The sequence below is a fragment of the Bradyrhizobium sp. SZCCT0153 genome (assembly GCF_018129995.1).
GTDB classification, from domain to species: Bacteria; Pseudomonadota; Alphaproteobacteria; order Rhizobiales; family Xanthobacteraceae; genus Bradyrhizobium; species Bradyrhizobium japonicum_G.
In genome coordinates this window covers 53,798-65,753 of sequence record NZ_JAFCKS010000009.1, presented here as the reverse complement: position 1 = coordinate 65,753, position 11,956 = coordinate 53,798, and the positions used below count along the sequence as shown (strand labels likewise).

11 protein-coding genes are annotated in these 11,956 nt (G+C 64.9%); 4 read left to right on the top strand and 7 right to left on the bottom strand.

What is annotated here, in order from left to right; all coding sequences use genetic code 11:
• Window positions 1-45: 45 nt before the first annotated feature.
• Both JQ572_RS29580 and JQ572_RS29575 read left to right on the top strand, forming a co-directional pair.
• Window positions 46-648, top strand: coding sequence for a PepSY domain-containing protein (locus JQ572_RS29580; protein ID WP_211386498.1), 603 nt, complete (start codon window positions 46-48; stop codon window positions 646-648).
• Window positions 649-880: 232 nt separating this feature from the next.
• Complete coding sequence (locus tag JQ572_RS29575; RefSeq protein ID WP_211386359.1) at window positions 881-1,918, top strand: aspartate-semialdehyde dehydrogenase; 1,038 nt, start codon at window positions 881-883, stop codon at window positions 1,916-1,918.
• Window positions 1,919-1,957: 39 nt separating this feature from the next.
• Here the strand turns inward: JQ572_RS29575 and JQ572_RS29570 are convergent, their stop codons facing one another.
• The 6 genes from JQ572_RS29570 to coaD form a co-directional block, all read right to left on the bottom strand.
• Window positions 1,958-3,061 (bottom strand): acyltransferase family protein, encoded by a 1,104-nt coding sequence (locus JQ572_RS29570; RefSeq protein ID WP_256806913.1) that lies wholly within the window; start codon window positions 3,059-3,061, stop codon window positions 1,958-1,960.
• Between the two features lie 188 nt (window positions 3,062-3,249).
• Window positions 3,250-4,323, bottom strand: coding sequence for a tRNA preQ1(34) S-adenosylmethionine ribosyltransferase-isomerase QueA (gene queA, locus JQ572_RS29565; RefSeq protein WP_211386357.1), 1,074 nt, complete (start codon window positions 4,321-4,323; stop codon window positions 3,250-3,252).
• Window positions 4,324-4,465: 142 nt separating this feature from the next.
• Window positions 4,466-4,930, bottom strand: a complete 465-nt coding sequence (locus tag JQ572_RS29560) for a peptidylprolyl isomerase (protein ID WP_028144513.1) — start codon at window positions 4,928-4,930, stop codon at window positions 4,466-4,468.
• Complete coding sequence (locus JQ572_RS29555; protein WP_211386356.1) at window positions 4,927-5,337, bottom strand: hypothetical protein; 411 nt, start codon at window positions 5,335-5,337, stop codon at window positions 4,927-4,929. Before JQ572_RS29555 ends, JQ572_RS29560 begins: the two co-directional genes overlap by 4 nt.
• Window positions 5,338-5,346: 9 nt before the next feature.
• Window positions 5,347-5,922 carry a peptidylprolyl isomerase gene (locus JQ572_RS29550; protein WP_211386355.1) on the bottom strand — a complete coding sequence of 192 codons (576 nt, stop codon included), beginning with the start codon at window positions 5,920-5,922 and terminating at the stop codon, window positions 5,347-5,349.
• A gap of 37 nt (window positions 5,923-5,959) precedes the next feature.
• Window positions 5,960-6,457 carry a pantetheine-phosphate adenylyltransferase gene (coaD, locus tag JQ572_RS29545; protein ID WP_211386354.1) on the bottom strand — a complete coding sequence of 166 codons (498 nt, stop codon included), beginning with the start codon at window positions 6,455-6,457 and terminating at the stop codon, window positions 5,960-5,962.
• A 246-nt stretch (window positions 6,458-6,703) separates the two neighbouring features.
• Here coaD and JQ572_RS29540 point away from each other — a divergent pair, with 246 nt between their 5' ends.
• Window positions 6,704-6,961 (top strand): hypothetical protein, encoded by a 258-nt coding sequence (locus JQ572_RS29540; protein WP_211386353.1) that lies wholly within the window; start codon window positions 6,704-6,706, stop codon window positions 6,959-6,961.
• Window positions 6,962-7,153: 192 nt separating this feature from the next.
• Entirely contained in the window at window positions 7,154-9,007 is a 1,854-nt protein-coding gene (locus tag JQ572_RS29535; protein ID WP_211386497.1) for a potassium transporter Kup, read from the top strand.
• A gap of 50 nt (window positions 9,008-9,057) precedes the next feature.
• On the opposite strand, the gene gyrA is transcribed toward JQ572_RS29535, so the two are convergent.
• Window positions 9,058-11,793 (bottom strand): DNA gyrase subunit A, encoded by a 2,736-nt coding sequence (gene gyrA / locus JQ572_RS29530; RefSeq protein ID WP_211386352.1) that lies wholly within the window; start codon window positions 11,791-11,793, stop codon window positions 9,058-9,060.
• Window positions 11,794-11,956: the final 163 nt, after the last annotated feature.

Below are 11,956 nucleotides of genomic sequence, written 5' to 3'. Positions count from 1 at the left end.
TTCTTTCGGATGATCGGGCCAGCGAGCCGGTCGGAGGTTTCGAACATGAAGCCAACCAAACGATGGACCTTGCCGTTGCTGGCGATCAGCTTGTCTGCGCTCCTTGTTGCGGCGCCGGCGCGGGCGATCGTCACCGCGGGCACGCCGACCACGCTTCACAGCGACACAGATGGTGATGCCGAAGCGGATCGCCAGGCTGTCAGCCGAGAGATCGAACGCTTCCGCAGCTCGTCGATCTCGATCCGCCAGGCCATGGCGATTGCGGAAGCCCGCCACACCGGCGCCACCACGGCAGATGTGAGTTTCGATGGAGCCTCCGGCGTGCCGGTCTACCGGGTGAAGACCCTGCACAACGACCGGATCTGGCGCCACACCATCAATGCCACGACCGGCGAGTTCGTCGGCGGAGAAGCCGCCCTCCCCTTGGCCGAGCTCGACGGCGACGATCGCAGCAACCTCGCAGCGCTGGGCGCCATCCGGCAACGGCTTACCGATGCGGTGCGGGTCGCCGAACGCGCGGCCTCGGGCAAGGCAATCAGCGGCGGGCTGGTGCGCGAAGGCGGACGGCTCAATTTCGCGATCGTCGTGATCAGCGGCGACGACCTCAAGGAGGTCATCCTGGAGCCGCCGGGCGCCCGGGCCAAATAGCGACAGGTCCCTCGCGCGGCCGCAATCCTGCCGAAAAGCCATTGACGGGCGCAAAACTCTCCCCCATAAGTCGCCGCCATGATCACGACCACCAAACGCACGACCAAAACCACCGCGGCCTTCGGGGCCCGGGGAGGCGTGCGCTTATAGTCGTCGACTAAAACGCAATCAGCTCTACCGAAGCCCCGCCCATGATGGTCCGGGGCTTTTTTGTTGTCTTGATCTCAATGCAATGGAGGAGAATGTGAGTAACGATCCCGTCGTCGCGATTGTCGGCGTCACCGGTGCGGTGGGCGCCGAATTCATCGCCACCATGGACAAGCGCGGCTTTCGCGTCGGCAAGCTCAAGGCGCTGGCCAGCGCCCGCTCGGCCGGCAAGACGGTGTCGTTCCGTGGCCAAAACGTCGTCATCGAGGAGCTGACCGAGCGCGCCTTGGACGGCGTCGACATCGCGCTGTTTTCCGCCGGCGGCAGCATCTCCAGGAAGTTCGCGCCGCTCGCGGTCAAGGCCGGCGCCGTCGTGGTCGACAACTCCTCCGCCTTCCGCATGGATCCGAACGTGCCGCTGGTGATCCCGGAGGTCAACGGCAAGCGTATCCGCGATCACAAGGGCATCATCGCCAACCCGAATTGTGCCGCGATCACCGCGCTGGTGCCGCTGTGGCCGATCCACCAGAACAACCGCATCAAGCGCGTGATCATCTCGACCTATCAGGCCGCGAGCGGCGCCGGCGCCGCCGCGATGGAGGAACTCGTCGAGTCCACCCGCGCCAATCTCAACGGCCAAGTCTATACGCCCAGGGTGATGCCGCACCCCTACGCCTTCAACCTGTTCAACCACAACACCGCCATCGATCCCGAGACCGGCTACAACGACGAAGAGACCAAGGTCATCAAGGAAACCCGCAAGATCTTCGAGGACGAGGCGATCGCGATCGGCGTCACCTGCGTGCGCGTGCCGGTATTGCGTGCCCATTGCGAGGCCATCACCTTCGAATGCGAGAAGCCGATCAGCGAGGACCAGGTCCGCGCCATCATGGCGCAGGCGCCCGGTGTGAAGGTGGTCGACGACCGCGCAAGGAACTATTTCCCGATGCCGATCGACGCCTCGGGCCAGGACGACGTTTTGGTCGGCCGCATCCGCAAGGATCTCAGCGATCCCTCGGGTCATTCGATCTCGATGTTCGTGGCGGCGGATCAGTTGCTCAAGGGCGCGGCGCTGAACGCGGTGCAGATCGCCGAACTCTTGCCGCAGCGCGTGATGGCGTGAGTTGACCAGCGGACAGGCGGCGCCAAGCGTCCGCCTGTCCTACGCGCGCCGCTTCAATGCCTGTTTCATCGCAAGCCTGACTGGAACGTCGACGAAAACGGTGGCTGCGTACGCCGCCGCCAAGACAACCGGTAGTGCGGCAAGCCCGACGATTGCGGATCGGGTCCCGAGATGCTGCGCGCAGACCTCCACCACATGGAACGTCACGACCTGCAGGACATAGATCCCGTAGGACAGCAGTCCGAGGGTCTGCATCGTATTCGTCAAGGCGCCGCTCGGAGGATCAAATCGCGCGCAGATCATGATGGCCAGCGGAAATACGACGATGACGGAGAGCAGGCTCAACGCGAGATCGAGACCTCCGGGAAAACCCGTTGCGAGAACAACGCTGACGAGAGCAAAGGCCCCGATTGCCATTCCGGGACTCGCCGGCGGCAATCGGGCCTTTTCATAGAATCGGTAGATCAGGACCCCCGCAAAGAACGAGAACCCGACCCGGATCACACCCGCGCCCATGGTTTCCCAGGTCGGTCCACCGCCGAGAACTCCCCGCTTGCCGACTTCGATGCCGAACCCGAGCCATCCCGTGATGGCGCAGACCACAAGGCCAAGCGCGAAGCCGCTGACGAGCCAGATCAGGGTTTTCGTCTCGAGCCGTGGTCCGAAGGCCGCGAACAGCAGGTTTGCCGCAAGCTCGAAGAACAGCGACCAGGCGGCGAAGTTGAACGGGTAGAGATCGGCGCCGGGATGACCGGGATTGGGGGTCGGCAGCATCAGCGCGCTGCAAAGGAGGCCGAGGATCATTTGCGCCGGATCCGGCACGCCATCTGCAAATTGCCCGAGGAGGAAAGGCAAGGAGACGAGGAACGCCAGAGCGTATAACGGGTATAGCCGCTGCAGCCTGTCGAGCATGAAAGACCGGACCGACAACCCCTGGCGGAAGCGTTTTCGATAGGCGTGCTCCAGCACGAAGCCCGACAGAACGAAGAACAGATCGACAGCCAGATAGCTGTTCCTCATCCATCCGGTCGACCCGGCCGGGACGTCCCAGAGGAACGGAGCATGCCGCAGGGCGACCATGATTGCCGCGATACCCCGCAACCCGTCGAGTGCGACGAATGTTCGTTCCGTGAACGGGGCCATTGCGGTGGGCGTTGCCGGGCTCGGCAAGTGTGCGGTTCCTCAGCTGATCGACGACGCCGGCTGGCGAACCCTCCCCGCCCGGCAAACCGCCCGCATCGGGAACACCTCGATCGTCCATCAAATCGGCACGACGATACGCTCAATTACTTGCGAAACAGCAAACATGCCTCGAACCTGGCGGCGCGGCGCTAATCCTGCGAGCGGAACAGCAGGCAGGCATCCCCATACGAGTAGAACCGATAGCCATTCGCGATGGCATGCGCGTACGCCTGCTTCATCGTCTCCAGCCCCGAGAATGCCGACACCAGCATGAACAGCGTCGACTTCGGCAGGTGGAAATTGGTCATCAGCACGTCGACGGCGCGGAAGCGATAGCCGGGGGTGATGAAGATCGACGTCTCGGCCGCAAACGGCTGGATGGTGCCGTCCACGCTCGCGGCGCTTTCAAGCAGCCGCAACGACGTGGTGCCGACGGCAATGACGCGGCCGCCGTTGTTTCGCGCGATGTTGAGCCTCGCAGCCGTTTCGGCCGAGATCGTGCCCCACTCGGCATGCATCTTGTGGCCTTCGGTATCGTCCACCTTCACCGGCAGGAACGTGCCTGCCCCGACATGCAGCGTCACGCGGTTGAGGCCGACGCCGCGCGCGCGCAGCGCCTGCTCCAGCGCGGGCGTGAAATGCAGGCCCGCGGTCGGCGCGGCAACGGCGCCCTCGTTCGCCGCGAACATGGTCTGGTAGTCGGCAAGGTCCTGATCGTCGGGCGTGCGCTTGGAGGCGATATAGGGCGGCAGCGGCGGGCTGCCGAGATCGGCGATCGCCTGGTCGAGCGCCGGGCCGTGGAACGAGAAGCCAAGCGTCACCTCGCCCTCGGCGCCCTTGGCCTCGACCTCGGCGTCGAGATGGCCGAGCAGGCAGACCTTGCCCTCGTTGCCGAAGCGGATGCGATCGCCGGCGGCAAGTTTCTTGGCGGGCTTAACCAGCGCCTGCCAGCGCGAGCCGTCGATGCGCTTGATCAGCGTCGCCTCGATCTTCGGCTCGGTCTCGCGGCCGATGCGCCGGCCCTTCAATTGCGCCGCGATCACCTTGGTGTCGTTGACGACGAGCTGGTCGCCGGGGCGGAGCCAGTGCGGCAGGTCGGCGATCGCTTGATCGCGCAGCGCGCCGCCTTCCACGACCAACATCTTCGCGGAGTCGCGCGGGCTTGCCGGGCGCAACGCGATGCGCTCGGCAGGCAGGTCGAAATCGAAGAGATCGGTGCGCATGTCGGGCTCAGCGCCACACAGTCAAACCCTCAAGGTGAGGAGGCGCTTAGCCCGCCTCGAACCATGAAAGCCGAGCTGCAGCAGCGGGGCCTTCATCCTTCGAGACGCGCGTTCCGCGCTCCTCAGGATGAGGGGCGAGCAATTATTCCGCGTCCGCGGCCATCCGCGCCTTGACGATCTTGTCCGGGTTCTGCACCGGCTCGCCGCGCTTGATCTTGTCGACGTTCTCCATGCCCTCGGTGACCTTGCCCCACACCGTGTACTGGTTGTCGAGGAAGCGGGCGTCGTCGAAGCAGATGAAGAACTGGCTGTCGCCGGAATCGGGGCTCGCGGCGCGCGCCATCGAGGTGGTGCCGCGCACATGCGGCTCCTTGTTGAATTCTGCCTTCAGCTTCTTGCCGGAGCCGCCGGTGCCGGTGCCCTGCGGGCAGCCGGTCTGCGCCATGAAGCCGTCGATGACGCGGTGGAACACGATGCCGTCGTAGAAGCCCTCGCGCACCAGCTCCTTGATGCGCGCGACATGGCCGGGCGCCAGATCAGGCCGCATCTCGATGGTGACGGGGCCCTGCGTGGTCTCGAGGATCAATGTGTTTTCGGTGGCGCTCATGCTCGTCTCTCTTGCGTTGGGGGTGAAGTCTTCCGGCTACGGAACTGGATCGTAAATGGACGCCCTGCGGCGGCGCCGGCCATCGCATCGGTAAATGGCATCGGCGTGCAACGTTGCAACGCCTCCATCACTGCGATCCGGTATTGCAGCCGGTCATCGTCGGAGGCCTCCGCGGATTCATAGGTAATCCTCGGATGGCCCAGAATGTTTCCGGACCGGTTAAAGCTCACGACGACGGTGATGTCGAGTGGGCGAGCCTTGGCCGGCGGCGGCGGCTTCCAGCAGGTGCGCAGATGCCGGAAGATGTCCTGGATGGTGTTGACCTGCGCGTCCTCGGCAGTCGCGGGACAGGCGCCGAGCAGCAGCGCAGCGGCGATCAGCAGGAGCTTGCCGCCGCAGCGCGTCATCGCCCTCTCCTATTTGATGTCGGAGGCGACCTGCACCTTCACCATCTTGTCGGGATCGGTGACGGTGCCGCTGCTCGATCCGGGCGGCGCCTTCTTCAGCTTGTCGACGACGTCCATGCCCTGCACGACCTCGCCGATCACTGTGTACTGGTTGTCGAGGCTGCCGCCGTCGGCGAACATGATGAAGAACTGCGAATTGGCGGTGTCGACGCTGTCGCCGCGCCGCGCCATCCCGACGATGCCGCGCGCAAAATGCACCTTGGAGAATTCCTGCTTCAGGTTCGGGTATTTCGAGCCGCCGGTGCCGTTGAAGTTCTGGCCGTCGCCGGTCTGCGCCATGAAGCCGTCCATGACGCGGTGGAACGGCACGTTGTTGTAATAGCCCTCGCGCGCGAGCTGCTTGAGGCGCTCCGCATGCTGCGGCGCCAGGTCGGTCCTCAGCTTTATGACGATGCGGCCCTTGGTGGTGTCGATGACGAGCGCGTTGGCCTTGTCGAGGTTCGCCGGTAGTTGCTGCGCCACCGCCGGGACCGCGCTGACGAGCGCGGCAACGATCGTGGCAAGAATTGCGAGACGACGGATCATGAAAACTCCGGATCAGGTGAGATGAAGAAGTGCGCCGTTATCCGGCGAATTTGGCCTTGAGCAGACTTGCTACGAGCGGCGGCACGAAGGTCGAAACATCTCCGCCCATGCCCGCGATCTGGCGCACCAAAGTGGCGGTGATCGGGCGGACCATGGGAGAGGCCGGCAGAAACACCGTGTGCACCTCCGGCGCCATGGCCTCGTTCATTCCGGCAAGCTGCATCTCGTAGTCGAGGTCGGTACCGTCGCGCAGGCCGCGAATCATGATGGTCGCGCCATGCTTGCGCGCGGCCGTCACCGACAGATCGTCGAACGTCACAGTCTCGAGCACGCAGCCGGCCTGCACTGCGACCGGCCCGCAGACGTCCTCGAGCATCTTCAGCCGCTCCTCGGTCGAGAACAGCGGCTTCTTGCCGGGATGGACCCCGATCGCGACAACGAGCCTGTCGCACAGGGACACGCTGTGCCGGACCACGTCCAGATGGCCGTTGGTGATGGGGTCGAAGGAACCGGGATAGAAGGCGATGCGCGGCATAGCTCCCTCCTACCGCGCCCGGCCCGGCCCGGCAAGCCGGGCAGGTTCCCCGGCGTTATTTCCGCAAAACCATGTCGGATTCCGCGAATTGTTTCGTCCTGAGGGCGGCCACGAAACAAAGGACGCGCGAACGAAACCATTTCCCGTGCCGGCGAAGACGTCCGGAAACTGGCCATGGTTACTAATCCGGCCAACGAATGACGGGCCGCACACTGGGCGTGGCGGCCACATCACAGGGGACCGTCAATGATCAAGGCTCTTTCAGCGATCGCCATCTCTGCATGTGTTGCTGCCGCCCTCACCATCCTGCCCGGCTTTGCCCCGACCGTCGAAGCCAGCGTGCCGCAGCCGCTCGCCAAGAGCGACCGGCTCGATATCCGCACCATCGGCAAGGACTGCTCGCAGCAGGCCTGGCCGAACTTCGAGGCATCGTGCCTCCGTCAGGCCGGTACCAAGACCAACATCCGCGAGGCTCGCCTCGTGACCGCCGACCGCACCCCGTAGTCGCGTCTGTCAGCTTCGCGTCCGGTTACCCTCAAGATAAACCCCATGGATATTTGCGACGTCCCGTCGCAGACTGGGTGATGCTCGCGCCCTGCGGAATGGCCCGCCGGGCGTGAACCCATCGGGGGGTCGACCGTGTCCAGTACGCCCGCAGTCGCTTCCGGCCACCATCCCGCGCCTCTGCCGATTGCGATGACCATGGGCGCCCTTGGGGTGGTCTATGGCGATATTGGCACCAGCCCCCTCTACGCCCTGAAGGAAGCAGCCAAGGCGGCGGCCCATGGCGCTGCTCTCGCTCCCGACGCCGTGCTGGGGATCGCATCGCTCATCCTCTGGGCACTCTTGCTGATCATCTCGCTGAAATATGCGCTCCTGATCCTGCGCGCGGACAACCGCGGCGAAGGCGGCATCGTGGCGCTGCTGGCGCTGCTGCATGCCCGCAATGCCCTGCCGGGGACATGGCGCGCACATCTTTTGGTAGTCGGCCTCGTTGGCGCCGCGCTGCTCTATGGCGACGGCGCCATTACCCCTGCGATCTCGGTGCTCAGCGCCATCGAGGGCCTCAAGGTCGACGCGCCCTCGCTCGCGCCTGTGGTGGTACCCATCACGGTGGCCATCCTGATCGGCCTGTTCATGATGCAGAAGCAGGGCACCGGATTCATCGGCCGCATCTTCGGACCGGTGATGCTGGCCTGGTTCGTGGTGCTCGCCGTGCTCGGCATCCACGGCATCGTCAAGGCGCCGGCGGTGCTGGCCGCGCTCAGCCCGCTCTATGCCTTCGACTTCCTGATCCACCAGGATTTCCATGTCTCCTTTGCAATCCTCGGAGCCGCCTTTCTCGCGGTGACCGGCGGTGAGGCCATGTATGCCGACATGGGGCATTTCGGTCGCCTGCCGATCCGGCTGGCCTGGTTCGCGATCTGCCTGCCCGCGCTGGTGCTGAACTATTTCGGCCAGGCCGCGCTGCTGATCACCGACCCCACGATGATCGAGAATCCGTTCTTCCAGCTCTGCCCCGACGCCCTGCACTATCCGCTGGTCGCGTTTTCGGCTGTTGCGACCGTGATCGCCTCGCAGGCGATCATCTCCGGCGTGTTCTCGCTGACCCAGCAGTCGATCCAGCTCGGCTTCCTGCCGCGCATGCAGATCCGTCACACCACGAGCGATGCGATCGGCCAGATCTACGTGCCCCTGGTGAACTGGCTGCTCGCCGCCGCGACGTTGGGTGCGGTCCTCAGCTTCGGCACGTCGGACGCGCTCGCCGGCGCTTATGGCATCGCGGTGTCGCTGCTGATGGCGATCACCACGCTGCTTGCGGCACTGGTCGCGATCCAGTGGGGCTATTCGCCGTGGCTCGTGGTTGCCGTGAACGGATTCTTCTTCGTGATCGACGTGATCTTCTTCTCGGCCAATTCGATCAAGCTGTTCGAGGGCGGCTGGTTTCCGCTGCTGCTCGCGGCCTTCGTCGCCTTCCTGATGCTGACCTGGCGCGCCGGCGTGAAGCTGGTCGAGGCCGCGCGCGCGAAGCTGCGCCAGCCCGAGGAGGATCTGATCGAGACCGCGGTCAACAAGTGCCACACCCGGTTGCCGGGAACGGCGGTGTTCCTGGCCTCCGCGCCGCGCGGCGTGCCGCTCGCGCTGACCCAGTTCGTCAAGCACAACCACGTGCTGCACGAGCGCGTGCTCCTCGCCACCGTGCTGATCGAGGAATCCCCGCACATCACGGACGAGGAGCGCGCGGAGGTGATCGAGATCATCCCCGGCATCACCCGCATCATCCTGCATTACGGCTTCATGCAGAACCCGACGATCTATGAGGGGCTGACGCTGACCTGCCGGCAGGGCAAGCTGCCCGGCATCGACCTCTCCGAGATCACCTATTACGTCGGCCGCGAGACCATCATCCCGCGCGAGGACGTGCCGGGCATGTGGGTCTGGCGCGAAACCGTGTTCGCCTTCCTGCAACGCAACGCCGAGCGCTCGGCCGCGTTCTTCGGCGTGCCGACCAAGCAGGTGGTGGAGTTCGGCACGGAGCTGGAGATTTAAAGGGTGAGTGGCGAATAGCGATTGGAGTTGTACACCCTATTCGCCACTCGCTATTCCCCGTTCGTCCCGTTCCCGTTCTCCGCCTCTTCCGTGATGTGCTCGACCGAGACGACGTGCTCGTCTTCGGCGGTGTCGAACACGATCACGCCCTGCGTCGAGCGGCCGGCGATGCGGATGCCCTCGACGGGGCAGCGGATCAGCTGGCCCTTGTCGGTGACCAGCATGATTTGATCAGCATCTTCGACGGGGAAGGACGCGACCAAATTGCCGTTGCGGTTGTTGACGCTCATGGCGACGATGCCTTTGCCGCCGCGGCCCGTGGTGCGGTATTCGTAGGATGAGGTCCGCTTGCCGAAGCCGTTGACGGAGACGGTCAGGACGACCTGCTCCTGCGCCGACATCTCGATGTAGCGTTCCTGGGCGAGCTGGAAGCTGCCCGAAGTTTCCTCCGCCTCGGCGTCCGCTGCAGGCTCCTCGGCCACGGCTTCTCCGGCGACCGCACGGCGCATCTTCAGGTACGCCGAGCGCTCGTCCGAAGAGGTCTCGACATGGCGCAGGATCGCCAGCGAGATCACCTTGTCGCCCTCGCCGAGCGCAATGCCGCGCACGCCCATCGAGGTGCGCCCGGTGAACACGCGGACATCGGTGACGGGGAAGCGGATGCACTGGCCGGCGGCGCCGGTCAGCAGCACGTCGTCGCGCTCGGTGCAGATCTGCACGTCGACGATGGCTTCATTGTCGTCGAGCTTCATCGCGATGATGCCGGAGCGGCGGACGTCGACGAAGTCGGACAGCTTGTTGCGGCGGACATTGCCGCCGGTGGTCGCGAACATCACGTCGAGGTTGCCCCAGGTGGACTCGTCCTCCGGCAGCGGCATGATGGTGGTGATGCGCTCGCCCTGCTCCAGCGGCAGGATGTTGATCAGAGCCTTGCCGCGCGCGTTGGGCGCCGCCATCGGCAGGCGCCAGACCTTCTCCTTGTAGACCTGGCCGCGCGACGAGAAGAACAGCACCGGCGTATGCGTGGAGGCCACGAACAGCCGGCTGACGAAATCCTCGTCGCGGGTCTGCATGCCGGCGCGGCCCTTGCCGCCGCGGCGCTGGGCCCGGTAGGCCGACAGCGGCACGCGCTTGACGTAACCGGCATGTGACACGGTGACGACCATGTCCTCGCGCTGGATCAGGTCCTCGTCCTCGACCTCGCCTTCCTGCTCGATGATCACGGTGCGGCGCGGGGTGGCAAACTCGGCCTTCACGTCGGCAAGCTCGGTCTTGACGATGTCGAGCACGCGCGCGCGTGAGCGCAGGATGTCGAGATAATCGGCAATCTCGCCGGCGAGCGTGTCGAGCTCGTCGCGGATCTCGTCGCGGCCGAGTGCTGTGAGGCGCTGCAAACGCAGATCGAGAATGGCCCTCGCCTGCTCCATCGAGAGCCGGATCGTGCCGGCCTCGCTGATGCGATGGCGCGGGTCGTCGATCAGGGTCAGCATGTCCTCGACGTCACGGGCCGGCCAGTCGCGCGACATCAGGGTATCGCGCGCGGTGGTCGGGTCGGGCGAGGTGCGGATGACGCGGATCATCTCATCGATATTGGCGACTGCGATCGCGAGGCCGACCAGGATATGGGCGCGGTCGCGCGCCTTGGCGAGAAGGAACTTGGTGCGACGCGTGACGACCCGCTCGCGGAAGTCGACAAAGATGGCGAGCAGGTCCTTCAGATGCATGATCCGCGGACGGCCGCTGTCGAGCGCAACCATGTTGACGCCGAAGCTCGTCTGCAGCGGCGTAAATCTGTAGAGCTGGTTCAGCACCACGTCGGGCACGGCGTCGCGTTTCAGCTCGATGACGACGCGGAAGCCGTCGCGGTCGGATTCATCGCGCAGGTCGGCGATGCCCTCGATCTTCTTCTCCTTGACCAGTTCGGCGATGCGCTCGACCATCGTCGCCTTGTTCACCTGGTAAGGAATCTCGGTGACGATGAGCGCCTCGCGCTCCTTGCGGATGGTGTCGATCGTGACCTTGCCGCGCATCACCACCGAGCCGCGGCCCAGATGGTAGCCGGCGCGGATACCCGCCCGTCCGAGAATGATGCCGCCGGTTGGAAAATCCGGGCCGGGAACGATGTTGATCAGCTCGTCGATGGTGAGCGCGGGATTGTCGATCAGCGCCACGCAGGCATCGATGACCTCGCCGAGATTGTGCGGCGGGATGTTGGTCGCCATGCCGACGGCGATGCCGCCCGCGCCGTTGACGAGAAGGTTCGGGAACTTGGCCGGAAGAACCGACGGTTCGGTCTCGTTGTTGTCGTAGTTCGGCTGGAAGTCGACGGTGTCCTTGTCGATATCGGCCAGCAGGGCCAGCGCCGACTTGGTCAGCCGCGCTTCGGTGTAACGATAGGCGGCCGGGGGATCGCCGTCGACCGAACCGAAATTGCCCTGGCCGTCGATCAGCGGCACGCGCATCGAGAAGTCCTGCGCCATCCGGACCATGGCGTCGTAGATCGACTGGTCGCCGTGCGGGTGATACTTACCGATGACGTCGCCGACCACACGCGCCGACTTGACGTACTTCTTGTCCGGCGTGTGCCCCTGCTCGTGCATCGAGTACAGGATGCGGCGGTGCACAGGCTTCAAGCCGTCGCGGGCGTCAGGCAGCGCGCGTGCCACGATCACGCTCATGGCGTAGTCGAGATAGGACTTCTTCATCTCCTCGAAGATGGAGACGGGGCGAATGTCCGAGGGTTGCGCCGGCTGGTCGCCGGGCTTGTTGTCGTCGTCGTCAGCCAAGGGGGAATCCGATGAGGTTTATCTGGGAATCATATAGCGCATCAGGCCCCTGATAACCACCCTCGCGGGGGTCAAGGGAAGCGCTTTTTCCGACTGTTTTTCCAGAGACTTACGTGCTCCGCGCCACCACCTTGAACGGGGCCGGATGCGCCGCCGGGAGCCG